Origin of the sequence: Pseudomonas sp. (assembly GCF_050739775.1) — a bacterium.
Classification (GTDB): Bacteria; Pseudomonadota; Gammaproteobacteria; order Pseudomonadales; family Pseudomonadaceae; genus Aquipseudomonas.
Genome location: NZ_JBOICA010000007.1, coordinates 64,250 through 89,602, shown reverse-complemented (window position 1 = coordinate 89,602; position 25,353 = coordinate 64,250). Strand labels below are relative to the sequence as shown.

Genomic DNA, 25,353 nt, shown 5'->3' with positions numbered 1-25,353 from the left:
ACTTCAACGCTTGAAGTCAATCTAACCATTGCCGCTAACCTGCTCCTACACAGCATAGGCGGACAAAGAGCAGAATCTGCGCCCTGTGGCGCTCGCCCGTTCCACCTTTCGGAACCCGAACTATCTATGTCATCGCGTAAATTTGGTATCAACCTGGTGATAGTCATGGCCATCGCCGCGCTATTCACCGGGTTCTGGGCGCTGATCAACCGCCCGGTTTCCGCCCCCAACTGGCCGGAGCAGATTTCCGGCTTCTCCTACTCGCCGTTCCGCCTCGGAGAAAGCCCGCAAAAGGGCCAATACCCTAGTGAGGACGAGCTGCGCCAGGACCTCGAACAACTGAGCAAGCTGACCGACAGTATTCGTATCTATACCGTCGAAGGCAGCCAGGCCGAGATTCCACGCCTGGCCGAAGAATTCGGCCTGCGGGTAACCCTCGGAGTGTGGATCAGCCCGGACCTTGAGCGTAACGAGCGGGAAATCCAGAAAGCCATCGAACTGGCCAACAGCTCGCGCAGCGTAGTGCGGGTGATGGTCGGCAACGAAGCCCTGTTCCGCAAAGAAATCACCCCCCAAGCCCTGATCCAGTACCTGGACCGGGTACGCGCTGCCGTGAAAGTACCGGTGACCACCAGCGAACAGTGGCACGTCTGGAAAGAGCACCCGGAGCTGGCCAAGCACGTCGACCTGGTGGCCGCGCATATCCTGCCGTACTGGGAATTCATCCCGATGAAGGACGCCGGCCAGTTCGTGCTGGACCGTGCCCGCGACCTCAAACAGCTATTCCCGCGCAAACCACTGCTGCTGTCCGAAGTCGGCTGGCCGAGCAACGGGCGCATGCGTGGCGGTGCCGACGCCACTCAGGCCGACCAGGCCATTTACCTGCGCACCCTGGTCAACAAGCTCAACCGTCAGGGCTACAACTACTTCGTCATCGAAGCCTATGACCAGCCCTGGAAGGCCAGCGACGAAGGTTCGGTCGGTGCCTACTGGGGCGTGTTCAACGCCGCCCGCCAGCAAAAGTTCAACTTCGAAGGCCCGGTAGTGGCCATTCCGCAGTGGCGCGTGCTGGCGGTGGGTTCGGTGGTGTTGGCGATGCTCTCGCTGACCTTGCTGCTGATCGACGGCTCGGCCCTGCGTCAGCGCGGTCGCACGTTCCTGACCTTTATCGCCTTCCTCTGCGGCTCGGTGCTGGTGTGGATCGGCTACGACTACAGCCAGCAGTACAGCACCTGGTTCAGCCTGACGGTGGGCTTTTTGCTCGCACTCGGTGCGCTCGGGGTGTTTATTGTATTGCTGACCGAAGCCCATGAGCTGGCGGAGGCGGTGTGGATTCACAAACGCCGCCGCGAGTTCCTGCCGGTGCAGGCAGACAGTGCCTACCGACCGAAGGTCTCGGTGCATGTGCCGTGCTACAACGAGCCGCCGGAGATGGTCAAACAGACCCTCAACGCCCTGGCTGCGCTGGATTATCCGGACTACGAAGTGTTGATTATCGACAACAACACCAAGGACCCGGCTGTCTGGGAGCCGATCAAGGCCCATTGCGAAATGCTCGGCGAGCGTTTCAAGTTCTTCCACGTCTCCCCTCTGGCTGGATTCAAGGGTGGCGCACTGAACTACCTGATCCCGCACACGGCCAAGGATGCCGAAGTCATCGCAGTGATCGACTCGGACTACTGCGTGAGCCGTAACTGGCTCAAGCACATGGTGCCGCACTTCAGCGACCCGAAAATTGCCGTGGTGCAATCGCCCCAAGACTATCGCGACCAGAACGAAAGCACCTTCAAGAAGCTGTGCTACAGCGAGTACAAGGGCTTCTTCCATATTGGCATGGTGACCCGCAATGATCGTGACGCGATCATCCAGCACGGCACCATGACCATGACCCGGCGTTCGGTACTTGAAGAACTGGGCTGGGCTGACTGGTGTATCTGTGAAGACGCCGAGCTCGGCCTGCGCGTGTTCGAGAAGGGCTATTCGGCGGCGTATTCCCACGAGAGTTATGGCAAGGGCCTGATGCCCGATACCTTCATCGACTTCAAAAAGCAACGCTTCCGCTGGGCCTATGGTGCGATCCAGATTATCAAACGCCATGCTGCCAGCCTGTTGCGCGGCAAGGACTCGGAGCTCACCCGCGGCCAGCGCTATCACTTCCTGGCGGGCTGGTTGCCGTGGATCGCCGATGGCATGAACATCTTCTTCACCGTCGGTGCCCTGCTCTGGTCTGCGGCGATGATCATCGTGCCGCAGCGGGTCGATCCGCCGCTGCTGATCTTCGCCATTCCGCCGCTGGCGCTGTTTGTGTTCAAGGTCGGCAAGATTGTGTTCCTCTACCGCCGTGCGGTCGGGGTCAACCTCAAGGACGCCTTCGCCGCGGCACTGGCCGGCCTTGCCCTGTCGCACACCATTGCCAAGGCGGTGCTGTACGGTTTCTTCACCAGCAGCATTCCGTTCTTCCGCACGCCAAAAAATGCCGACAGCCATGGTTTGCTGGTGGCGCTTTCCGAAGCCCGCGAAGAGCTGTTCATCATGTTGCTGCTGTGGGGTGCCGCCGCCGGCATCTACCTGGTCCAGGGTCTGCCGAGCAATGACATGCGCTTCTGGGTGACCATGCTACTGGTGCAGTCGCTGCCGTACCTGGCGGCGTTGATCATGGCGATGTTGTCGTCGCTGCCCAAGCCTGTGGATGCCGCCCAACCCGCGCAGGCTTCCTGACCACCTGTAGGAGCGGGCAAGCCCGCTCCTACAGCCCCCCGAATTGCTATAAGATAACGCCCCTCGAATTCGTGCCCTGCCTTGCCCCCGGAGTTCCTTCAATGACGGCCCCAGCCGACCTCTCACCTACCCTAGAACTGGCCTGCGACCTGATCCGTCGTCCTTCGGTAACCCCCCAGGACTTCGACTGCCAGAAACAGATGATGCAGCGCCTGGGCGATGCCGGTTTCCTGCTGGAGCCGATGCGCATCGAAGACGTCGACAATTTCTGGGCCACCCATGGCACCCAGGAAGGTCCGGTGTTGTGCTTTGCCGGTCACACGGACGTAGTGCCGACCGGCCCCGTGCAGGCCTGGCAGAACGATCCGTTCGATGCCCTGATCGATGCCGACGGCATGCTCTGTGGCCGTGGCGCTGCCGACATGAAAGGCAGCCTGGCAGCCATGGTCGTGGCCACCGAACGCTTCGTCGCCGACTACCCGAACCACCGCGGCAAGGTCGCCTTCCTGATCACCAGTGACGAGGAAGGCCCGGCCCACCACGGCACCAAGGCGGTGATCGAACGCCTGGCTGCGCGCAAGGAGCGCCTGGACTGGTGCATCGTCGGCGAGCCGTCGAGCACCAGCCTGGTCGGCGACGTGGTCAAGAACGGTCGTCGCGGCTCACTCGGCGCCAAGCTGACCGTGCGTGGCGTGCAGGGCCATGTGGCCTACCCGCACCTAGCCAAGAACCCGATCCACCTGGCCACCCCGGCGTTGGCAGAACTGGCAGCCGAACATTGGGACGAAGGCAATGCCTTCTTCCCGCCGACCAGCTTCCAGATCTCCAACCTCAACTCCGGCACTGGCGCTACCAACGTGGTGCCGGGTGAACTGACGGCGCTGTTCAACTTCCGTTTCTCCACCGAGTCGACGGTCGAAGGCCTGCAGGCCCGTGTAGCGGCGATCCTCGACAAGCACCAGCTGGATTGGCACGTCGACTGGGCGCTGTCTGGCCTGCCGTTCCTGACTGAGCCGGGCGACCTGCTCGATGCGGTGTCGGCCAGCATCAAAGCGGTTACCGGCCGCGAAACCAAGGCTTCGACCAGCGGCGGCACCTCCGATGGGCGCTTCATTGCCACCCTCGGTACCCAGGTAGTTGAACTGGGCCCGGTCAACGCCACCATTCACCAGGTCAACGAGCGGATCCTGGCCAGCGACCTCGATGTACTGACCGAAATCTACTACCAGACCCTGACCCGGTTGCTTGCCTGATGCTCACCTGCCCCCTCTGCAGTGCCCCGTTGAGCACCCTCGACAACGGTGTCGCCTGCCCGGCTGGCCACCGTTTCGATCGTGCCCGCCAGGGCTACCTGAACCTGTTGCCGGTGCAGCACAAGAACAGCCGCGACCCGGGCGACAACCAGGCCATGGTCGAGGCACGCCGCGACTTTCTCAATGCCGGGCACTATGCCCCGGTCGCCCGCCGCCTGGCGGAGCTGGCCGCCGAGCGCGCACCGGCGCGCTGGCTGGATATCGGTTGTGGCGAGGGCTATTACACCGCGCAAATCGCCCAGGCACTGCCCGAGGCCGACGGCTATGCCCTGGACATCTCCCGCGAAGCGGTCAAACGTGCCTGCAAACGCAACCCGGCACTGACCTGGCTGGTGGCGAGCATGGCACGTGTGCCCCTGGCCGATGCCAGCTGCCAGTTCCTGGCCAGCGTGTTCAGCCCACTCGACTGGCAGGAGGCACTGCGCCTGCTCGCCCCAGGCGGCGGCCTGATGCGTGTCGGCCCGACCAACGAGCACCTGATCGAACTGCGCCACAAGCTCTATGATGAAGTGCGTGATTATGCCGACGACAAGCACCTGGCGCTGGTCCCGGCGGGTATGCAGCACGCCCACAGCGAAACCCTGACATTCCGCCTGAGCCTTGTCGATGGCAAGTCCCGCGCCGATCTGCTGGCCATGACCCCTCATGGCTGGCGCGCCAGCGCGGAAAAACGAGCCCGCGTCATCGAGCAGGCCGAGCCTTTCGAGGTCACGGTATCGATGCGTTACGACTACTTCGTGCGCCAAGACTGAGCACACCCGGAGCCCCCCATGCGCCAACCCGATATCGAGATTTACCTCAAAGACGCCGACGTCGACCACAAACAGATCGCTGCCTGGCTCGCCGAGGCACTGGGGCCCTGCAGCGAATGGCAGCAGAAAGGTCAGACGTACAAGTGCAAGGCCGGTAACATTCCAGTTACCTGGTTACCGAAAGCTGTAGGCAAATGGAACAGCCTCTACCTGGAAAGCGACCAGACGCCCTGGGATGACGACATCGCCTGCGCTCGCGCCGCCTTCGCTGCACTGAACGTCGAAGTGCGCTGTGCACCGGGCACCTGGGTCGAGGAAGAAGGTGAAGAGGATGCCGATCGCTGGATCCGCATCAGCGCCGACGGTGAAGAGGAAATCACCTGGCGTACCAGCTGAGGCTGGCTCTACGAAAAGGCCCGTCCCGGTCGTCCGGCGGCGGGCCTTTTCGCTTGTGGACCCAGGCTCAAGGCCCGGCGCTTACAGTCCGATTACGTCTTCTGCCTGCAGGCCTTTCTGGCCCTGAGTCAGACTGTATTCGACCTGCTGCCCCTCGATCAGGGTGCGATGCCCCTCACCGCGAATGGCACGGTAGTGAACGAACACGTCCGCACCATCTCCACGCTGAATGAAGCCATAACCTTTGGCGTCATTGAACCACTTTACATTTCCAGTCTCACGAGACGACATCTGAACTACTCCGGGTTTTTATTTTGGAATCGCCTTGCAAGCGGAAGATCACCCTCCTCCGCTGACACAGCTTGAGGATTACTCCTGCAAGCTGCGGACCGAGTATATGACAGGCTCGAAAGATTTTTTATGACGGCCCAGCTTTTTGCTGAACTTGCGCAGATACGTCACACTAACCGACTGAGCAATCACTCGAAAAATTCACCCAGAGCACACACTGTATGACCCGTTCCCCCTTGCGCCGCCTGATCTTTGGCGCCCTGCGTCGCCTGTTGTACCTGTGGGTTCGCTCCGAGACCATCAACCAGTCGTCCTTCACCCTGAACCTGGATCGTAGCCGGCCGGTGTTCTATGCCCTGCAGTCGCCGTCGTTGACCGATCTGGCCGTTCTTGACCGCGAGTGCAGCAAAGCCGGGCTACCGCGTCCGGTGTTACCCGTGGCCGTTGGCACCCTGGAGGAGCCGGCAGCGTTTTTCTACCTGACCCCCGAGCCTGACTGGCTCGGCCGCCAGGACAAACGCGGCGCCCCGCCGACGCTGTCGCGGCTGGTCAATGCCATCAGCCTGCATGCCGAAGAAGACGCGCAGATCATTCCGGTCAGCGTGTTCTGGGGCCAGTCGCCTGCCAGTGAGTCCAGCCCGTGGAAATTGCTATTTGCCGACAGCTGGGCCGTTACCGGTCGTTTGCGTCGGCTACTGACTGTCCTGATTCTCGGGCGCAAGACCCGTGTACAGTTCTCCGCGCCGATTCACCTGCGTGAGCTGGTTCTGCACAACAAGGGCCACGAACGCACCATGCGCATGGCCCAACGCATGCTGCGGGTACACTTTCGCAACCTCAAGACCGCGGTCATCGGCCCGGACATCTCGCACCGCCGCAATCTGGTCAAAGGCCTGGTCCACGACCCGCTGGTGCGCCAAGCCATCGCCGACGAGGCCGAGCGCGAGAACATCCCCCTGGCCAAGGCCGAGGCCCAGGCCCTGCGCTATGGCAACGAAATCGCCTCGGACTACACCTATACCGCTATCCGCTTCTTCGAAGTGGTGCTCAGCTGGTTCTGGAACAAGATCTACGACGGTATCAAGGTCAACCATATCGAGCAGGTACAAGGCATCGCCCCGGGCCACGAAGTCATCTACGTGCCCTGCCACCGTAGCCATATCGACTACCTGCTGCTCTCCTATCTGCTGTTTCGCAATGGCCTGACCCCACCGCACATCGCTGCCGGGATCAACCTGAACATGCCGGTGATTGGCGGTCTGCTGCGCCGCGGCGGGGCATTTTTCATGCGTCGCACCTTCAAGGGCAATCCGCTGTACACCGCAGTGTTCAATGAATACCTGCACACCCTGTTCACCAAGGGCTTTCCAGTGGAGTACTTCGTCGAAGGTGGCCGCTCGCGCACCGGGCGCATGCTGCAGCCCAAGACCGGCATGCTGGCCATCACTCTGCGCAGCTACTTGCGCTCGTCACGCACGCCGATCGTCTTCGTACCGGTGTACATCGGCTATGAACGCGTACTCGAAGGCCGCACCTACCTGGGTGAGCTGCGTGGTGCGAGCAAGAAAAAAGAGTCGATCTTCGATATTTTCAAGGTCATCGGTGCACTCAAACAGCGTTTCGGCCAAGTGGCGGTGAACTTCGGCGAACCGATCCGCCTCGGCGCCTTCCTCGACCAGCAGCAACCTGGCTGGCGTGAACAGACCCACGCCCCGCAGTTCCGCCCGGCCTGGCTCAACGAAACCACCTCGCGTTTGGGTGAAAAGGTCGCTCGCCATCTCAATGAAGCGGCGGCGATCAACCCGGTCAACCTGGTAGCCCTGGCCTTGCTCTCGACCAGCCGCCTGGCCCTGGACGAACGTGCCCTGGCGCGGGTTCTGGACCTGTACCTGGCGTTGCTGCGCACGGTGCCCTATTCGCCGCACACCACGCTGCCAGAGGGTGACGGCCTGGCCCTGATCAGCCACGTCAAAGGCATGGGCCTGCTGGCCGAGCAGAGCGATGCGCTGGGCAGGATTCTCTACCTGGACGAACAGAATGCGGTACTGATGACCTATTACCGCAACAACGTCCTGCATATCTTTGCCCTGCCGGCATTGCTGGCAAGCTTCTTCCAGAGCAGTTCACGCATGAGCCGCGAGCTGATCCTGCAGTACACCCGAGCGCTGTACCCCTATCTGCAATCGGAGCTGTTCATTCGCTGGGAGCTGGAAGAGCTGGACGCTGTCATTGACCAGTGGCTGGAGGCCTTTGTCGAGCAGGGCCTGCTGCGCTACGAGAATGGCGTGTACCTGCGCCCGGCACCGAGCTCACGCCAATTCGTGCTGCTGACCCTGCTGGCGCGGGCCATCACCCAGACCCTGCAGCGTTTCTACATGGCCACCGCCCTGCTGCTCAACAGCGGCCAGCACACCCTAAGCGCCGAAGAGCTGGAAGACCTGTGTGTGATCATGGCCCAGCGCCTGTCGATCCTGCATGGGCTCAACGCCCCGGAATTCTTCGACAAGACCCTGTTCCGCCACTTCATCCAGACCCAGATCGAACAGGACGTGCTGCGTCCTGACAGTAACGGCAAGCTGGGCTACCACGAAAAACTCAGTGAACTGGCCGAAGGGGCGGCCAAGCGGGTACTGTCGGCGGAAGTACGTTTGTCGATCCGCCAAGTGGCCTTGCACCGTAGTGAAGACACCACCGATACCCCGGCATAAAGGAGTTACAAATGAAAAAGCTGTCCCTGATCCTTCTCGGTAGCCTGCTGGCCGCCTGCAGTAGCACCCCGCAAGCGCCCAAGGCCAGCCTCGACGGCGAAGTCTACTACCTGCAGCGCATCGCCCTGCCGCCTGCCGCCACCCTGAGTGTCAGCCTGCAGGACGTTTCGCTGATGGATGCCCCGGCAGTAACGCTGGCCAGCCAGAACGGTCCGGTAAAGGGCAACGTTCCGCTGCCCTTCCACTTGAGCTACGACCCGGCCCAGGTCAAGCCTGGCCATCGCTACGCGGTCAGCGCGCGGATCGAACTGGACGGCAAGCTGCTGTTCATCAACACCGAGCACCATGGCGTACAGCTTGATGGCAACGATCCGCAACCGCTGCGCATCAAGGTCGATGCTGTTCGCTGATAGCCCGTTCTGACTACTGATAAGGATGCTGCCATGTTCCGCCCTGCTCTCACCTTCACCGGCCTGTGCGCCGGCCTGCTGCTGTCGGCCAGCGCGCTGGCGTTGTCGCTCAGCGATCTGTCGCAAAAAGACGCCTCAGGCGGCCTGAAAGACGCCCTGACCCAAGGTGCCCAGGTTGCCGTGAAACAACTGGGTACGCCCGGCGGCTTCAGTAACAACCCTGATGTGCGCATCGAATTGCCGGGTAACCTCGGCAAAGTAGCGAAGAAAATGAAGCAGTTCGGCATGGGTGCCCAGGTCGACGCACTAGAGGCCAGCATGAACCAGGCCGCTGAGGCCGCCGTGCCACAGGCCCAGGCGCTGCTGGTCGATGCCGTGAAGAAAATGACCGTCGATGATGCCAAGGGCATTCTCGCCGGCGGCAACGATTCGGCCACCCAGTACCTGAGCAAGACCAGCCGTGAGCAGATCCGCGCCAAGTTCCTGCCGATCGTCAAGAAGGCCACCGACCAGGTCGGCTTGGCCCAGCAATACAACAGCTTCGCCGGGCAAGCGGCGACCTTGGGCGTACTTGATGCCAAGAACGCCAATGTCGAAGGCTACGTGACCGAGCAAGCACTCAATGGTTTGTTCGAAATGATCGCGAAGCAGGAAGAAAGCATTCGCCAGAATCCGGCTGCGGCAGCGACCGGTTTGGCCAAGAAGGTGTTTGGCGCGCTTTAAGCGCGCAAGGCGGCAAGCTTCAAACGGCAAGCCACAAGTAGGGTGAACACCACCTCTTGCAGCTTGCCGCTTGCAGCTTTCAACTGCTCTTTCTAACCCTGAACCACGCCGCATACAGCGCCGGCAAGAACAACAGCGTCAACGCCGTCGCCACAATCAGCCCGCCCATGATCGCCACCGCCATCGGCCCGAAGAACACGCTGCGCGACAGCGGAATCATCGCCAACACCGCGGCCAGCGCGGTCAGCACGATGGGGCGGAAGCGCCGTACCGTCGCCTCGATAATCGCCTGCCAACGGTCCAGCCCGGCAGCAATGTCCTGCTCGATCTGATCGACCAGGATCACCGAGTTACGCATGATCATCCCCGACAGCGCGATAGTCCCGAGCATGGCCACAAAGCCGAATGGCTGTCGGAACACCAGCAGGAACAGGGTCACCCCGATCAACCCCAGCGGTGCGGTGAGAAACACCATCACCGTGCGCGAGAAGCTGCGCAGTTGCAGCATCAGCAAGGTCAACACGACGACGATGAACAACGGTACACCGGCGTTCACCGACTTCTGCCCACGGGTGGAATCTTCCACCGTGCCACCGACTTCCAGCAGATAGCCATCCGGTAGCTCAGCGCGCACCGAATCCAGGGTTGGCAGGATCTGCTTAACCAGGGTTACCGGCTGCTCTTTGCCATAGATATCGGCACGCACCGTAACGTTCGGCAAACGGTTGCGGTGCCAGATGATGCCTTCCTCGAAGCCGTACTCAAGCGTAGCCACCTGCGACAGGGCCACACTGCGACCATTGTCGGTCGGCACCGCCAGGCTTGGCAGGTTGGCAAGCTCGGTGCGTTCCTGTTGGGTACCGCGCAGCAGGATCTCGATCAGTTCGTTGTCTTCACGGAACTGGCTGACAGAGGAGCCGGTCAGCGAGCTCTGCAGGAACCTGGCAAGGTTGGCCGTGCTCACCCCAAGGGCACGGGCGCGGTCCTGGTCGATGTTGAGGTAGACCACCTTGCTCGGTTCCTCCCAGTCCAGGTGCACGTTGACCACATGGGGGTTCTCGCGCACCTTGGCCGCCACCTTGCGCGCCAGGGCACGCACTTGCTCGATGTGCTCACCGGTGACCCGGAACTGCACCGGATAGCCCACAGGCGGGCCGTTCTCCAGGCGGGTGACCCGCGAGCGCAGATCAGGGAACTGCTCATCGAGGGTGGCGATCAGCCAGCTTCGCAGCACTTCACGCTCTTCGATGGTGTTTGCCAGCACCACGAACTGGGCAAAGCTGGCCGCCGGCAGTTGCTGGTCCAGCGGCAGGTAGAAGCGCGGCGAACCAGTGCCGACATAGGCCACATAGTTATCAATACCTGCACGTTCCTTGAGCATTGCCTCCAGGCGCTTGACCTGCTCGGCCGTGTTGCTCAGCGACGCGCCTTCGGCCAGTTTCAAGTCGACCATCAACTCCAGGCGCCCGGAAGCCGGGAAGAACTGCTGGGGCACGAAGCGGAACAACAGGATGCTGCCGATGAACAGCGCGATGGTCGCCACGATCACGGTCTTGCGCTGTTCCACGCACCACCCGACCAGACGCCGCACACGCTGGTAGAACGGCGTACCGTAGGGATCAGGGCCGCCTTCGGCAGTGCCGTGCTTGGCCGCATGCAGCTTGGCCAGGTCCGGCAGCAGGCGCTGGCCCAGATACGGTACAAACACCACAGCGGCAATCCACGAAGCAATCAGCGCGATGGTCACCACCTGGAAGATCGAACGGGTGTACTCACCAGTGCTGGACTGGGCCGTGGCGATCGGCAAAAAGCCCGCTGCTGTGATCAGGGTCCCGGTGAGCATCGGGAACGCCGTGCTGGTCCAGGCGTAGCTCGCGGCCTTGATGCGGTCGAAGCCCTGCTCCATCTTGATCGCCATCATCTCGACAGCAATGATCGCGTCATCCACCAGCAACCCCAGGGCCAGTACCAGCGCCCCCAGGGAGATCTTGTGCAGACCGATGCCAAGGTAATACATGGTGGCGAAGGTCATCGCCAGCACCAGTGGAATGGCCAGGGCCACCACCAGGCCGGTACGCATACCGAGTGAGAAGAAACTCACCAGCAACACAATCGCCAAGGCTTCGACCAGCACCTGGACGAACTCACCGACCCCAGTCTTCACCGCTGCGGGCTGATCGGATACCTTGCGCAACTCCATGCCGGCCGGAAGATTATTGGCAATGCGCGCGAATTCCGCCTCCAGGGCCTTGCCCAGCACCAGGATGTCGCCACCGGGTTTCATCGAAACGGCAAGACCAAGGGCGTCCTGGCCCATGAAACGCATACGCGGTGCGGGTGGATCGTTAAAGCCGCGGCGCACCTGAGCCACATCACCTATACGGAAAGTGCGGTCGCCGACGCGGATCGGGAACTGCTCGATCTGCTCGACCGTATCGAAGCGCCCGCTTACCCGTAGTTGCAAGCGCTCGCTGGGGGTTTCGAAGAAACCCGCAGTGCTGACTGCGTTCTGTTCCTCCAGGGCCTGCTGCACGGCGGCCAGCGGTAACCCGAGGGTGGCCAGCTTGAGGTTGGACAGCTCGATCCAGATCTTTTCGTCCTGCAGCCCGAGCAGCTCGACCTTGCCCACGTCCTTGACCCGCTGCAGCTGGATCTGCACGCGGTCGGCGTAGTCCTTGAGCACGGCATAGTCGAACCCTTCACCGGTCAATGCGTAAATGTTGCCGAAGGTCGTGCCAAACTCGTCATTGAAGAACGGACCCTGGATACCGGGCGGCAGGGTGTGCCGGATATCGGCGACTTTCTTGCGGATCTGGTACCACAGTTCGGGGATATCGGCCGAGTGCATCGAGTCGCGTGCCATGAAGGTGACCTGCGACTCACCCGGGCGGGAGAACGAAACGATCTTCTCGTACTCACCAGTCTCCATCAGCTTCTTTTCGATGCGTTCGGTGACCTGGCGCGAGACCTCCTCGGCACTGGCTCCCGGCCAGATGGTACGAATCACCATGGCCTTGAAGGTGAAGGGCGGGTCTTCGCTCTGCCCCAACTTGGTGTAGGACAACGCGCCGACCACAGCCAGCAATATCATCAGGAACAGCACGATCTGCCGATTGCGCAGGGCCCAGGCGGAAAGGTTGAAACCCATCGGGACTTACTCCTTGGCCGCCAGATTCACCACACGATTGGAACGATCCACCGGTCGCACCTGTTGCCCCTCCTGGAGCACATGCACGCCGGACGCTACCACCCAGTCAGAAGCGTTGAGGCCTTCGAGCACCGGGACACTGCTTTCGCCATAGGCTCCCACGCGCACCGGAACACGCTTGAGGGTGTTGTTGGCATCCACGCGCCAGACGTAGGTCTGGCCGTCCTCGGCGGTCAGCGCCGACAGCGGCACCGCCAGGGGTACCTGTTCAGCATGCTGAATGAATACCCGGGCGCTCTGGCCAAGCTCCGCCGGTACCTTGCCAGCGCTAAAGGCGATACGCGCGGCGAAGGTCCGCGAGCGTGGATCGGCCGACGGTGACAGTTCACGAATACGGCCGTTGAAGCGTTGATCCGGTTGCGACCACAGCTCGACCGACACCGGCTGGCCGACCTTGAAACGACCGAAATGCTGCTCCGGCAGGCCGATCAGCACCTCGCGTTCGCCATCGGTGGCCAGGGTGAATACGGTCTGGCCGGCGGAAACCACTTGGCCCACCTCGACCTGGCGCTTGGCGATCACCCCGTCCTGCGAGGCGCGCAGCACTGCGTATTCAGCCTGGTTTCCGGCTACGTCAAACTCGGCGCGTACCTGCTTGAGCCGGGCAAGACCGGCGCGATAGAGGTTTTCAGCATTGTCGTACTGGGAACGGCTGACCATCTGCCGCTCAAGCAAAGTCTTGTAGCGGTCACGCTCGGCCTTGACCAGGTTCAGGTTGGCTTCGGCGGCGGCCAGTTGGGCGCGGCTGGCCTCCAGTTGCAGGCGCACATCCTGCGGGTCGAGCTCGGCCAACGACTGCTCGGCCTTGACCCGCTGCCCTTCCTCCACCAGGCGTTTACTGACCTTGCCGCCGATGCGGAACGCCAACTCCGGTTCGAAACGCGCACGCACCTCGCCCGGGTAGCTGTCGGCAGCGGCGCTGGCCGGTTGCGGCTGCACCACCATGGCGGGGCGCAGGGAAGTCTGCGGTGCACTCTGCTGCCCGCAAGCAGTGAGCAGCAAGACAAGGCCGACAGGCAGAGCGAGGGGCAAGGCATGACGCAACATGATGAATGACCTTTCGCGAGTAACGCTTTGAATATTTATACTGGCGAGTATATTAAATCAGGGAGCCCCACCGGGGAAGCGTCAGCCCAAGAGAAAAAACGCATTAACAGACATTCGTTATGACGATATCTGCCTGCCCGGGTCGGGCTGGCGATGTACCATGTCCACTTACTGGAATCTGTACAAGTCACTCATGCCCAACGATCTCACCGCTCCTGTCGGCCCCGGCCGCCCCAAGGACCTGGCAAAACGCCAGGCCATTCTCGAGGCGGCCAAGCAGCTGTTTCTTACCCTTGGCTATGCCAGCACTAGCATGGATGCGGTCGCGACAGCGGCAGGTGTTTCAAAATTGACGGTCTACAGCCACTTCAATGACAAGGAGACGCTGTTCACCGCGGCGATCTCCGCCACCTGCACAGCGCAGTTGCCGGAGCTGATCTTCGAGCTGCCCGACGGCGTGCCGCTGGAGCAGGTGCTGCTCAATATCGGCTGTGGTTTCCAGGCGCTGATCAGCAGCGAGCAGTCAGTGCAACTGACCCGGCTGATCATGACCCTGGGCACCCAGGACCCCAAGCTTAGCCAGATTTTCTTCGAAGCCGGCCCGTTGCGGGTCCTGCGCGAGATGGAGGCGCTGCTGCAGCGTGTCAACCAGCGCGGCCTGCTGCGTATCGAACATCCGGACAAGGCGGCGGAACACTTCTTCTGCCTGCTCAAGGGCGCGCCGAACTATCGCCTGCTGCTCGGCTATGCCCCTCCCCTGGACGCTGAGGCCGCCCAGGCCCACGTGCAAGAAGTGGTGAGCATGTTCCTGCGCGCTTATCGCCCTTGATCAGGCCTTGAGGGCTTTTTTCGGGTAGATGTCGTAGCGGCTCGACTTGCCTTCCAGGCTGTGGCTCGGCTTCGGCCCATCGATGATCGGCGCCTTGCGCGGGCGCTTGACCACTACCCGGTGACTGGCCAGGGCCAGGGCAGCTTCGAGCAACGCTGGCGCATCCAGGTCATCGCCGACCAAGGGGCGGAACACGCGCATTTCCTTTTTCACCAGGGCGCTCTTGTCCCGGTGCGGGAACATCGGGTCAAGATAGATCACCTGTGGCGGATCCCCCTGCCAGTTGCGCATGCGTTCGATCGCGTTGCCGCTGAGCAACTGCATGCGCGCTACGATGGGGCCGACCTCGGCGTCACCGGCGGCCCGGGCCAGACCATCTTCGAGCAGCGCGGCAACCAGTGGCTGGCGCTCGATCAGGGTCATCTGGCAGCCCAGACTCGCCAATACGAAGGCATCCTTGCCGAGCCCCGCCGTGGCATCGAGCACCTGCGGTCGCACGCCCTGAGCAATACCCACGGCCTTGGCAATCATCTGCCCGCTACCGCCACCGAACACCCGCCGGTGCGCCGCCGCGCCCTCGACAAAGTCGACGCGCACCGGACCTGGTGCCTGCGGGCCGAGCTGCTGGATCTGCAGGCCACTGGCGCCAACCTGCACGGCGAAAGCGGCGTTGTCGTCCGCCAGCGGCAGGTCCAGGCGCTGTGCCCACTCTTGGGCCATGGCCTGATAATCGGCTGTCAGTGCCTCGACCCGGATACCGCCGTCCACCAGTTGCTCCACCATCAAATCCTGTACTCAAAAAAATTAAATGATCGTCGGCCACGGCCGATATACGAAGTATTCGCTATTTTGCCAGACCTTCACGGCCCGCGACTGCCATGACCGACATTCTTCAGCTCAGCTCAGGTTACTTATCGCCCGTTGGCGATTTTGGCCGGCACAATACCCAGGCACTGGGCGGCGTCAGCCACCTGTGGCAGGATTTTTTTGCCCGTGCCCTGGCCGAGCAGCAGGCTGAAGGTGCTCAACCACAAAGCGTCGCGGCCGAACGCTTCGACAAGGCCACTGGTGAACCCCTGGGTGGCGGCCAGGTCCTGGCGCAGATCCATACGCAACGCCTGTGCAATGTCCAGGACACCGAGCTCGCCCCGCCCAAACCCTTGTTCCTGCCAATTGCCGAGTTCGAACCAGGACTGTTGGAAAAGCTCGCCCCGCCCTTCAGCGCAGTCGAACTGATCGAACAGCAACGTCAGCTGGACATCAGCAATACCTGGGTTCGCCCAGTGGTCATGAGCCAGGGCCATCCGCATCCTGAACCAAGACCAGGGCCGGCGCCAAAAGCACTGTACCTGCCAATCGCCGAATTCGAGATGGAGCTATTGGACAAGGCGCCTGAACCTTTCGACGAACCGACCCTGGTGGCCCAGCAATCGGCCCTCGACTTCGACACCCGCTGGGCCCGCCCGGTAGTGCTGAACAACGTGCGCATCGCTGCCTGACCTCAGCGACAGGCCAGGTCAACGCCGGAACAGCCGGTTCAACTGATCAAAAGACATTGCCTGTTCGCCATAGGTGAAAGTGCCCTGACGCAGGATTTCTTCGGCGCCACGGTAAAACGCGCCATAGGCTGCACGCGCCAGCGACGAGCCGACACTGATGCGCCGTACGCCCAGGTCCTGCAACTGGTTGACGCCCAATTGCACGCCGCTCATGCCCATCAGCACGTTCACGGGTTTGGGGGCGACGGCCTGGACCACTGCACGAATTTCATCTGCCGTGCGCAATCCCGGGGCATACAGGACATCCGCCCCGGCTTCGGCAAAGGCCTGCAGGCGAGCGATGGTATCGTCCAGATCCATGCGCCCATGCAGCAGGTTTTCGGCGCGGGCACAGAGCATGAAGGGAAAGTCCAGACTACGGGCAGCAGCCACCGCTGCTTCGACCCGCTCGACTGCATGGTGGAAGCTGTAGATCGGCTCCTCTGCATTGCCACTGGCATCCTCGATGGAGCCACCCACCAGTCCTGCTTGTGCCGCCTGCAAAATGGCTTCGGCGCAACCTTTGGGGCCATCGCTGAAACAATTTTCCAGATCCGCCGCTACCGGCAACGCCGTGGCATCGACAATAGCGCGAGCATTGCCCAGGGTTTCTTCCAGGCTCATCGCGCCTTCGGCATCCGCACGTCCCAGAGAGAATGCCAGGCCAGCACTGGTGGTGGCCAGCGCCTCGAAGCCCAGGCTGGCCAGCAACTTGGCGGAGCCGGCATCCCAAGGGTTGGGAATGACGAACGCGCCATCGCGCTCATGCAGGGCTTTGAAGGCTTCGGCACGCAGGGTTTGTACATCCATGGTCACGGCTCCCGGGCAGGCGGCAGGACGCGCTCAGAGCAGGCCGAGTTGTTCGGCCTCAGGCGCCCTGTCCAATTCAGGCAAAGCCGGCAACCCGGGCAAGCGCTCCATCAGACCCCGATGAAAACGCTGCGCCAGGGCAGCGGCCAGGCGATTATCGGCAGTATGCAGGAAAACATAGGGGCTGCGCCCTTCCTCGATCCAGGCCGCAACCTTGTCCAGCCAGGGCAGTAGAAACGGTTCATTGGCCGCCAGTTGCGGGTGGCCAATGAAGCGCACCTGCGGATGCTGGCTGAAGGCGGCCGGGCGCGGCGGCACCCGCGGCTTTTTCGACTGGGCATGGAGCACGCCCGGATCGCGCGAGGTACAACTGAACAGGGCCCGCGGGTCCAGGCAGATGCGCTCGACACCGCGCCCCTGCAGCAAGCGATTGAGCAAGCGTTCTTCATCGCCCTTGGCGAAGAACGCGCGATTGCGCACCTCCACGGCGACAGGCACGTCGATCTCGTCTAGAAAAGCAACCAGCTCGCCGATCCGTGCCGGACCAAACGTCGCCGGCAATTGCAGCCAGTAGGGTGCAACCCGTGCGCCGAGTGGCTTGAGCAGTTCAATGAAGGTCTGCGCCGCAACCAACTGCTCGCGCAAGTCACCGCCGTGGCTGATGTCGCCGGGAAACTTGGCAGTGAAACGAAAGTGCGCGGGCATGACCTGAGCCCAGCGTTCGATGGTCGCCGGGGCCGGCCGGGCATAAAAGGTGGTGTTGCCTTCTACCGCATTGAAGACCTGGCTGTAGAGACCGAGAAACTCGCCGGTTTTAGCGTCTGCCGGGTAGAGGTACTCGCGCCAGGCGTTTTCACTCCAGGAAGGACAACCGAGAAAATAGGGAAGCGTGGACAGACTCATCCGTCAAATGTACAGGTCCAACCCCAGCACTTCCATCTCCCAGTCAACGAAACCTGCGGTGGTCAGGTAGCTGGTCAGGGCCTGAGCGGTGCGCTTATTGCGAGCCCGGGGAAAGATCATGTCCTGCTGACGCGCAGGCAGCCCACCGGTACGCGCCTGGCCGGTGCTGGCCTGGGGCTGCACCTCGAACTCGCCAGGCAGATCCTCGTCCACATCATCGCTGCGAACCGGCGCTCTGCGCGGGGCCCGTTTGATCGGATAGGACTGTGAGGAAAAACCGTCGATACGCATGGCGATCTTCTCAGGAGCAATGATGGCAATTTAGCAGCATCAGTATGCCTGCGCTAATGCCCGACTGATAACTGGACCACAGTTCGGGCAAAAGGTTTTATGTGGCCTGGGAATAGCCGACGAACAGCACTCAACGCGCTTTGGGGGTCGCCACATTGTCGCGCAGGTATACCGGCTGGGCTTGGTCGGCGGCGATGGCCTCACCTCGCTGCCAGGCATAGGTGGCCAGGGTCAGCAGGTCCTGGGCATGCGGCAAGAGACCGGCATCCTGGCCGCTCAGAGTCACCGGTATACGCTCGGCGTAGCCCCAGCCGGTACCAGCGCCAAACCACTCACCAGTGGCCCCCGCAGGCAGAACAGCGCGCTCGGGTGGCAATACCGCTTCGCTGCCCAGCAGACGCATTTCTCCGTCGACCTCCTGATAACAACCCCAATACACCTCGTCCATGCGCGCATCGATGGCCGCCGCAACCTGACTCACACCCTGCTCGCGCAAAGCGCGCTGGGCCAGCACCGCCAGATTGGACACCGGCAGCACCGGACGCTCCAGGGCAAAGGCCAGGCCTTGAACCACGCCGATGGCAATGCGCACGCCAGTGAAGGCGCCCGGCCCACGACCGAAGGCAATGGCATCGACCGCCGCCAGGGTGGTGCCGGCATCGGCCAGCAACTGCTGGATCATTGGCAGCAGCTTCTGCGCGTGCAGGCGCGGGATCACCTCGTAATGGCTGGTAACCTTGCCGTCATGCAGCAAGGCAACGGAGCAGGCTTCAGTGGCGGTATCCAGGGCCAGCAAGGTGGTCATCGGTGTATCCAGGCGAGAGAAAAAAGAGCGGTATTATAAACAACAACGGCCCGCAAGCGGGCCGTTGTCTGCACCAGCGAGCACAGATCAGCCGAGCGTGGCCAGTACCTTGGCAGTGATCGCGTCAACCGAACCCACACCTTCGATATGGGCGTACTTCGGTTTGCCACCATTGGCAGCCGACAGCTGCTGGTAGAAGTTTACCAGCGGCTTGGTCTGCTCGTGGTAGACCGCCAGACGATGACGCACGGTTTCTTCGGTGTCGTCTTTACGCTGCACCAGCGGCTCGCCGGTTTCGTCGTCCTGACCTTCCACTTTCGGCGGGTTGTAAACCACGTGGTAAACACGGCCCGAACCTTCGTGAACGCGGCGACCGGCAATACGCTGAACGATTTCTTCGTCAGCGACGGCGATTTCAACCACGGCATCCAGCTCGACACCGGCAGTCACTAGGGCTTCAGCCTGGGGAATGGTGCGCGGGAAACCGTCGAACAGGAAGCCGTTCGCGCAGTCAGGCTGAGCGATGCGGTCCTTGACCAGGTTGATGATCAGCTCGTCGGAAACCAGCTTGCCAGCGTCCATGATCGCCTTGGCTTCCAGACCCAGCGCAGTGCCGGCCTTGACAGCGGCGCGCAGCATGTCACCGGTGGAGATCTGTGGAATGGCGAATTTTTCGGTGATGAACTTTGCCTGAGTACCTTTACCGGCCCCGGGAGCTCCCAGCAGAATCACGCGCATATTGTGCTCCTCATTTTTGTAAGCAAATCAATGGAGTCGGCGCAGAGGGCCAAGTCCGGAATTGGGTCATGACCACAAATCGGTCAAAAGGCTGCTCAAGATACACAGCGCCTGCAAGCCACACAAGCGCTCGAAAGTCGGAAAAAACCACACACACCAGCGTTGCAAAGCACAGGTTGCGCTGAGCGCAACCTATTGCTTTGCAAGCATTCTCCCCGCCCTTTTGAGACGATTGGCATCGTAGTGCTTTAACTCAACCGGTATTGCGCAAGCCTGCCGCGATGCCCGCCACAGTGACCAGCAGAGCCTGCTCCAGCGGGCTGTCCAGAGCGGCTTGACGCTTGCGTGAACGCGCCAGTAACTCGGCCTGCAATAGATGTAGCGGGTCGAGGTAGGTGTTGCGCAGACGGATGAATTCCAGGGTCTCAGGGCTGTGTGCCAGTAGCACCGGCTGCCCCGTCAGGCCCAGCACCACTTGGCACGCCTGCGACAATAGGTCGCGCAAATGTGCACCCAAAGGTCGCAGTTGTGGTTGCACCAGACGTTCGTCGTAGGAGCGGGCGATTTCAGCATCGGCCTTGGCCAGGACCATCTCCAGCATGTCGATGCGGGTGCGAAAGAATGGCCATTGCTCGCGCATCTCGGCCAGCAGCTCGCCCTCCCCGCGGCTCAAGGCGTTGCTCAGCGCCGCTTCCCAGCCCAGCCAGGCCGGGAGCATCAGGCGGGTCTGGGTCCAGCCGAAGATCCACGGTATCGCCCGCAGGCTTTCGATACCACCGGTACCGCGCTTGGCCGGACGGCTGCCCAGGGGCAAACGCCCCAGTTCCTGTTCCGGAGTGGACTGGCGGAAGTACTCGACGAACTCAGGATTGTCGCGCACCACGCCACGGTAGGCCTTGACCCCGTCGGCAGCCAACTCGTCCATCAATGCGCGCCAGCCAGGCTGCGGCGGCGGTGGCGGCAACAAGGTCGCTTCGAGTACGGCTGCCAGGTACAGGTTCAGGTTCTGTTCGGCGATGTCCGGCAGACCGAACTTGAAGCGGATCATCTCACCCTGTTCAGTGGTACGGAAACGTCCAGCGACCGATCCCGGTGGTTGCGACAGGATCGCCGCGTGGGCCGGGCCGCCGCCACGCCCAACGGTGCCGCCGCGACCATGAAACAGCAACAGCTCGACCTGCTGCTCACGACAGATCCGCACCAGCGTCTCCTGGGCCCGGTACTGGGCCCAGGCGGCCGCCGTGGTGCCAGCGTCCTTGGCCGAATCGGAGTAGCCAATCATCACCTCTTGGGGGCCATGCAGGGCGCTGCGGTAGCCCGGCAAACCAAGCAGGCGCTCCATTACCGGGCCGGCGTTATCAAGATCTGCGAGGGTTTCAAACAGCGGCACCACGCGCATGGGGCGCAGTACACCGGACTCCTTGAGCAGCAGCTGTACAGCCAGCACATCGGAAGCGGCACCGGCCATGGAAATCACATAAGAGCCCAGGGACGCGGCAGGTGCAGCGGCGATCTCGCGACAGGTGGCGAGCACCTCGGCGGTATCAGCCTGTGGCTTGAAGTAACCCGGCAGCAGCGGGCGACGGTTGTTGAGTTCCTGCACAAGGAAGGCGATACGCGCGTCTTCGTCCCAGTCAGCGTAACGCCCCAGCCCCAGGTACTCGGTGATCTCACTGAGCGCTGCGGTGTGCCGGGCGGCGTCCTGACGCACGTCCAGACGCACCAGAAACAGACCAAAGGTCACTGCCCGGCGCAGGCAGTCGAGCAACGGACCATTGGCGATCACCCCCATGCCACAAGCATGCAGCGACTCGAAACACAGGTGCAGGGGCTCGAACAGGTCATGGTTGTGCTGCAACACCAAAGGCGAAGGGGTCTGCGCTGATTTCAAGGCGCTTTGCGCCCAGGCGCGGGTTTCCCGCAAACGCTCACGCAGTTGCTTGAGCAGCGCGCGGTAAGGCTCGGCAGAGTCGCCCACCTTGGCCCTCAGCGCCTCAGTGGCCTGCTGCATGGACAACTCGGCGGCCAGAGCATCGATATCACGCAGAAACAAGTCAGCGGCCATCCAGCGCGCCAGCAACAGCACTTCGCGGGTTACCGGGGCAGTGACATTGGGGTTGCCGTCACGATCACCGCCCATCCAGGAAGCAAATCGGATGGGCGCGGCTTCCAGTGGCAAGTGCAAGCCGGTGGCCGCATGCAGTGCCTTGTCGACTTTGCGCAGATGATGAGGAATGGCGTGCCAGAGCGAATGCTCGATCACTGCAAAGCCCCACTTGGCCTCGTCCACCGGGGTTGGCCGGGTACGGCGAATTTCCTCGGTGTGCCAGGCTTCGGCGATCAGCCGCTGCAGGCGCTCACGAACCTGCACGCGTTCGGCGGGAATCAGGTCGCGATGATCTTGAGCAGCCAATTGCGCAGCGATGGCATCGTACTTCTGGATCAGCGTACGGCGGGCCACTTCGGTGGGATGGGCGGTCAGCACCAGCTCGATGTTGAGCTTGCCGAGTTGACGCGCCAGCGCATCGTCACTGTGCCCGGCGGCCTTGAGCCGCGCCAGGAGTTCGGGCAACACTCGGGCTTCGAAGGGCTCGGCCTGACCTGCGTCGCGGCGGCGAATCAACTGATACTGCTCGGCAATGTTGGCCAGGTTGAGAAACTGGTTGAACGCCCGCGCCACTGGCAGCAGCTCATCTTCGGCCAGATCGTTGAGGGTCGAACTCAACTGCTCGGCTCCCCCACTGCGATCGGCCTTGGCGCTGCGCCGAATGTCCTCGATTTTCTGCAGGAACGCTTCGCCGTACTGCTCACGAATGGTGTCCCCCAACAACTCGCCCAACACATGCACATCTTCACGCAAGCGCACATCGATATCAGTCATCTGCCTTGTCTCCGGCATTCCTGGAAAACCGTTCTGGCCCCAGAGTGCCCCAGTACCGGTCATGCTTTCAAGGCAGACCAAAGGCTGCACAGTGACTACGCTGAAATCAGATCCCTGAGGATTGATGAGGTCATCATGAAAATTCGTGAGCTTGCCCAGCACTGGGAACAGAACGCCAAAGGCCGCCTCAGCCCCACCGGCCACGTCCTGCATCTGGATGTAGAGTCGGCGGCGCGTCTGGCCGCCCTGGCCGAAATGTACCCCAAGCGCCGCCCCGAAGAACTGCTCGGCGAGCTGCTGGGAGCAGCCCTTGAAGAACTGGAAGCGAGCTTTCCCTACATCCAGGGCCAGCAGGTGGTTGCCATTGATGAAGAAGGCGACCCACTCTACGAGGACATCGGTCCGACCCCGCGCTTCCTTGCCCTGTCACGTCGCTACCTGCAGGACATGAGCAGTCATAAGGACGAATCAACCCACTGATCGCGATGAGGTTATTCCTGAACCTGCTGCGGCGTCTCCTGCCCCAGGCAGCGAACCGCCTGCTTCTTGCTGTCCACCAGCACCCCGGTCAGGCCTTTCTGCGAGGTGTCGAACAGCACCAGCACGCCATCGACGCATTGGGCCACCTGGTTCGCCGGCTTCAGCGAAATCTTGTAATCCTCTCCCGGCACCGTCTTGAGCATGGTGAAATCCGACAACAACAGCGCATCCTCCGGCTTGGCGAAGTGCAGATAACCGTAGTACCACAAGGCACCAACCGTACCGATGATGCTGCAGACACCGGTGATGATCAGGGGAATAGCGTTACGTTCTTCACTCATTGTGACGTCTCGTCAGGGTAATTGGCGACCTCGGCCAAACGCCGCAGTCCATTGAAATGTTCCGGGTCATCGAGAAAACGCAGCATCACCTGGCGCCAGGTGCGCTCGGCAAAAGTCTGCACATGGCCACCGCGGGTCAGTTGCAGCACCCGCGGAGGCGGCGCCGCCTGGTACAGCTGGATACCGTTGGCCAGCGGCACGATAGGGTCGTCGATGCTGTGGAAAAACAGCTTCGGCGTTGTCTTGAGCTGAGTAATCGAGTGAATCGCGCTGTCGCCATCGGGCACCAGCCACGACAGCGGCACCTGGAATGGCCAGGTCATCCACGAGTTGCTCAGGGCAAAGCGCCCGACCTGGCGGTAGCTGGCCGGTACGCCATCAAACACCATGGCCTTGAAACGCTTGGCCTGCTCAGGGCGCTGGGCCAGGTAATGAATGGCCATGGCGCCCCCCAGGCTCTGCCCGAGCAGCACTTGCGGCTTGCCCTGCACTTCAGGCGCCTGGTCCAGCCACGCCAGTGCCGCGGCAATATCCAGGTAAACCTCCGGCAACTGCGGCTTGCCCTGGGACAGCCCATAGCCCCGGTAATCCAGCAACAGCACCTGATAGCCCTGCTCCGGCAGCCACCAACTACCGCCAAGATGCCAGGCCAGGTTGCCACCGTTGCCATGCAGGTGCAGCACCGTGCCCTTGACATCCACGCCCGGTTTGGCCGGCAGCCACCAGCCGTGCAGGCGCGTGCCATCCGCCGCAGTGAGGGTTACGTCACGATATTCAAGCTTGGCCTTCTGCGGGGTGAACGGCTGGCCGGGCTCGGGATAGAACAACAGCGAACTGCAGCCACCCAGACTCAACAGCACCAGCAGCAGGCCGAAAAACCTGCACCCTGCTTCAGAGAATATTCGAATAATCGGCTTCAATCCGGTCCAGGCTCAGGTGGTTGAGGAAGTTGGAGAAACACATCCAGGCCGACAGCGCGTTGAGGTCGCGAAACTGCTCCGGCAGATACTTGGGTGGCTCCACCAGGCCTTCATCGACCAGTTGGCGCAAGGTGCGCATATCCTCAAGGGTGGTCTTGCCGCAGAACAGCAAGGGGATCTGTTCAAGCTTGCCCTTGCGCACGGCCAACTGAATATAGTTGTAAACCATGATGAAGCCCTTGAGGTAGGACAAGTCCTTGGTAAATGGCAAACCATTGGGCACCGAACCGCGGAACACCCGACTGGCATTGCCGTAGCTTTCCGGCATGCCGAAGCCCTGGGCGCGGAAAAACTCGTAGATCTGCATGAAGTCGGCGCCCTCTTCGACCATGTGGATAGCCCGGGTGCGGTTGGTCAACTTGCGCAGGCGACTCGGATAGGACGCAAAGGCGATGACCTCCATGAGAATCGCCAGGCCCTCCTGAGTCACAGTCGACGAAGGCGGGCCCTTGGCCAGGAAAGTGCAGATCGGCTGGTTCAGGCCGTTGAGGGTAGTGCCGACATGCACCAGTCCCTCATGCACCTCCAGCGCGCGCACATCGCGGCTGTTGAACATGGCATCGGCGCGTATCTTGATGTAGTCGGCCCCTGCGGCGGCATCGGCGACGATACCATCGGACTCGAATACCCGAATTGTATCCTCGGCTTCGTTGAATACCTTGTTCAAGCGGCCCTGGAGCATCTCTACAGCCTGTTTGGCAGTGAGGTTCTTCGGTTCGTCCTTGAGGTCGCCACGGCCGTCGATGTTGTTCAGGTAGTCGGAAAGCATCAGGCCAAGATCGGACAGGGTCGGATCACCCGCATGGAAGGCATCGGAGGCCGCGCCATACAACTCCTGGGAGATCAGGCCGAAATCCTCGGTGCCGCGCGCTTCAAGCATACGCACCACCATGCGGTATTCCTTGCACATGCGCCGCATGATCTGTCCGACCGGGTTGAACTGGCCCAACTGACGGGTGATGTCGCGCTCGATGTTCTGGAACTCAAGCTTCACCGCAGCCGAGTCGAACGACAACGGCCGGCTCTGGTAATAGGCGCGGTCGACCGCCGGCGGTTCCTTGCCCTTGGTCTTGAGGAAGCCCTGGCGGATGTTGTCGTCCCACTTCACCGCGTCTAGCACGCGAATGGGCGTTTGTGCCAGGACAATGCGATCAGACAGGGCACGTATCGTCTGCTGGTACTCGTCCACCC

At 61.9% G+C, this 25,353-nt stretch carries 23 protein-coding genes; 10 read left to right on the top strand and 13 right to left on the bottom strand.

Annotation, left to right across the window (positions count from 1 at the left end):
- The first annotated feature begins 126 nt into the window (after positions 1-126).
- From ACRESH_RS05885 to ACRESH_RS05870, 4 genes are all read left to right on the top strand, one after another.
- Positions 127-2,718 carry a glycosyltransferase gene (locus ACRESH_RS05885; protein WP_431741081.1) on the top strand — a complete coding sequence of 864 codons (2,592 nt, stop codon included), beginning with the start codon at positions 127-129 and terminating at the stop codon, positions 2,716-2,718.
- Between the two features lie 101 nt (positions 2,719-2,819).
- Positions 2,820-3,971 (top strand): succinyl-diaminopimelate desuccinylase, encoded by a 1,152-nt coding sequence (gene dapE / locus ACRESH_RS05880; protein WP_431741080.1) that lies wholly within the window; start codon positions 2,820-2,822, stop codon positions 3,969-3,971.
- Positions 3,971-4,783, top strand: coding sequence for a putative RNA methyltransferase (locus tag ACRESH_RS05875; protein WP_431741079.1), 813 nt, complete (start codon positions 3,971-3,973; stop codon positions 4,781-4,783). The genes dapE and ACRESH_RS05875 overlap by 1 nt, the downstream gene beginning before the upstream one ends.
- An 18-nt stretch (positions 4,784-4,801) precedes the next feature.
- Entirely contained in the window at positions 4,802-5,179 is a 378-nt protein-coding gene (locus ACRESH_RS05870; protein WP_431741078.1) for a hypothetical protein, read from the top strand.
- 81 nt (positions 5,180-5,260) lie between these two features.
- Here the strand turns inward: ACRESH_RS05870 and ACRESH_RS05865 are convergent, their stop codons facing one another.
- Entirely contained in the window at positions 5,261-5,470 is a 210-nt protein-coding gene (locus ACRESH_RS05865; RefSeq protein WP_431741077.1) for a cold shock domain-containing protein, read from the bottom strand.
- A 221-nt stretch (positions 5,471-5,691) separates the two neighbouring features.
- Here ACRESH_RS05865 and plsB point away from each other — a divergent pair, with 221 nt between their 5' ends.
- From plsB to ACRESH_RS05850, 3 genes are read left to right on the top strand one after another with little or no spacing between them, the layout of a single operon-like run.
- On the top strand, positions 5,692-8,178 hold the full coding sequence (gene plsB / locus ACRESH_RS05860) for a glycerol-3-phosphate 1-O-acyltransferase PlsB (RefSeq protein WP_431741076.1): 2,487 nt from the start codon (positions 5,692-5,694) through the stop codon (positions 8,176-8,178).
- 11 nt (positions 8,179-8,189) lie between these two features.
- Positions 8,190-8,588 carry a YbaY family lipoprotein gene (locus tag ACRESH_RS05855; RefSeq protein WP_431741075.1) on the top strand — a complete coding sequence of 133 codons (399 nt, stop codon included), beginning with the start codon at positions 8,190-8,192 and terminating at the stop codon, positions 8,586-8,588.
- Positions 8,589-8,621: 33 nt separating this feature from the next.
- Positions 8,622-9,311, top strand: coding sequence for a DUF4197 domain-containing protein (locus ACRESH_RS05850; RefSeq protein ID WP_431741074.1), 690 nt, complete (start codon positions 8,622-8,624; stop codon positions 9,309-9,311).
- Positions 9,312-9,390: 79 nt separating this feature from the next.
- On the opposite strand, the gene ACRESH_RS05845 is transcribed toward ACRESH_RS05850, so the two are convergent.
- Both ACRESH_RS05845 and ACRESH_RS05840 read right to left on the bottom strand, forming a co-directional pair.
- Complete coding sequence (locus tag ACRESH_RS05845) at positions 9,391-12,459, bottom strand: efflux RND transporter permease subunit (RefSeq protein WP_431741073.1); 3,069 nt, start codon at positions 12,457-12,459, stop codon at positions 9,391-9,393.
- A 6-nt stretch (positions 12,460-12,465) separates the two neighbouring features.
- The gene (locus tag ACRESH_RS05840; protein WP_431741072.1) at positions 12,466-13,566 is read right to left on the bottom strand and encodes an efflux RND transporter periplasmic adaptor subunit; all 1,101 of its coding nucleotides are present in this window, start codon (positions 13,564-13,566) and stop codon (positions 12,466-12,468) included.
- Between the two features lie 193 nt (positions 13,567-13,759).
- Between ACRESH_RS05840 and ACRESH_RS05835 the strand changes: the two genes are divergently transcribed.
- A complete protein-coding gene (locus tag ACRESH_RS05835; protein ID WP_431741120.1) occupies positions 13,760-14,395 on the top strand; it encodes a TetR/AcrR family transcriptional regulator in 636 nt (211 codons plus the stop codon).
- Here ACRESH_RS05835 and ACRESH_RS05830 read toward each other — a convergent pair whose 3' ends face one another.
- Entirely contained in the window at positions 14,396-15,178 is a 783-nt protein-coding gene (locus ACRESH_RS05830; protein WP_431741071.1) for a class I SAM-dependent methyltransferase, read from the bottom strand.
- 95 nt (positions 15,179-15,273) lie between these two features.
- Here ACRESH_RS05830 and ACRESH_RS05825 point away from each other — a divergent pair, with 95 nt between their 5' ends.
- Positions 15,274-15,894 (top strand): energy transducer TonB, encoded by a 621-nt coding sequence (locus ACRESH_RS05825; protein WP_431741070.1) that lies wholly within the window; start codon positions 15,274-15,276, stop codon positions 15,892-15,894.
- 18 nt (positions 15,895-15,912) lie between these two features.
- Here the strand turns inward: ACRESH_RS05825 and ACRESH_RS05820 are convergent, their stop codons facing one another.
- From ACRESH_RS05820 to ppc, 6 genes are all read right to left on the bottom strand, one after another.
- Positions 15,913-16,743 carry an isocitrate lyase/PEP mutase family protein gene (locus ACRESH_RS05820; protein WP_431741069.1) on the bottom strand — a complete coding sequence of 277 codons (831 nt, stop codon included), beginning with the start codon at positions 16,741-16,743 and terminating at the stop codon, positions 15,913-15,915.
- 33 nt (positions 16,744-16,776) lie between these two features.
- A complete protein-coding gene (locus tag ACRESH_RS05815) occupies positions 16,777-17,646 on the bottom strand; it encodes a DUF72 domain-containing protein (protein ID WP_431741068.1) in 870 nt (289 codons plus the stop codon).
- A 3-nt stretch (positions 17,647-17,649) separates the two neighbouring features.
- Positions 17,650-17,937, bottom strand: a complete 288-nt coding sequence (locus ACRESH_RS05810; RefSeq protein WP_431741067.1) for a hypothetical protein — start codon at positions 17,935-17,937, stop codon at positions 17,650-17,652.
- Between the two features lie 130 nt (positions 17,938-18,067).
- Complete coding sequence (gene tsaB / locus ACRESH_RS05805) at positions 18,068-18,742, bottom strand: tRNA (adenosine(37)-N6)-threonylcarbamoyltransferase complex dimerization subunit type 1 TsaB (protein ID WP_431741066.1); 675 nt, start codon at positions 18,740-18,742, stop codon at positions 18,068-18,070.
- Positions 18,743-18,829: 87 nt separating this feature from the next.
- Positions 18,830-19,480: an adenylate kinase gene (gene adk, locus ACRESH_RS05800; protein WP_431741065.1), complete on the bottom strand. Its 651-nt coding sequence runs from the start codon at positions 19,478-19,480 to the stop codon at positions 18,830-18,832.
- Positions 19,481-19,733: 253 nt separating this feature from the next.
- Positions 19,734-22,361, bottom strand: a complete 2,628-nt coding sequence (ppc, locus tag ACRESH_RS05795) for a phosphoenolpyruvate carboxylase (RefSeq protein ID WP_431741064.1) — start codon at positions 22,359-22,361, stop codon at positions 19,734-19,736.
- Positions 22,362-22,496: 135 nt separating this feature from the next.
- On the opposite strand from ppc, the gene ACRESH_RS05790 reads away from it, so the two are divergent.
- Positions 22,497-22,841 carry a pilin assembly protein gene (locus tag ACRESH_RS05790; RefSeq protein WP_431741063.1) on the top strand — a complete coding sequence of 115 codons (345 nt, stop codon included), beginning with the start codon at positions 22,497-22,499 and terminating at the stop codon, positions 22,839-22,841.
- An 11-nt stretch (positions 22,842-22,852) separates the two neighbouring features.
- Here the strand turns inward: ACRESH_RS05790 and ACRESH_RS05785 are convergent, their stop codons facing one another.
- Genes ACRESH_RS05785 through ACRESH_RS05775 form a run of 3 tightly spaced genes read right to left on the bottom strand, consistent with a single transcriptional unit; the run spans position 22,853 to position 25,351 of the window.
- Positions 22,853-23,182, bottom strand: a complete 330-nt coding sequence (locus ACRESH_RS05785; protein WP_107026051.1) for a hypothetical protein — start codon at positions 23,180-23,182, stop codon at positions 22,853-22,855.
- Entirely contained in the window at positions 23,179-24,102 is a 924-nt protein-coding gene (locus ACRESH_RS05780) for an alpha/beta hydrolase (RefSeq protein ID WP_431741062.1), read from the bottom strand. The genes ACRESH_RS05785 and ACRESH_RS05780 overlap by 4 nt, the downstream gene beginning before the upstream one ends.
- On the bottom strand, positions 24,074-25,351 hold the full coding sequence (locus ACRESH_RS05775; RefSeq protein ID WP_431741061.1) for a flavohemoglobin expression-modulating QEGLA motif protein: 1,278 nt from the start codon (positions 25,349-25,351) through the stop codon (positions 24,074-24,076). The genes ACRESH_RS05780 and ACRESH_RS05775 overlap by 29 nt, the downstream gene beginning before the upstream one ends.
- Between the last annotated feature and the right edge of the window lie 2 nt (positions 25,352-25,353).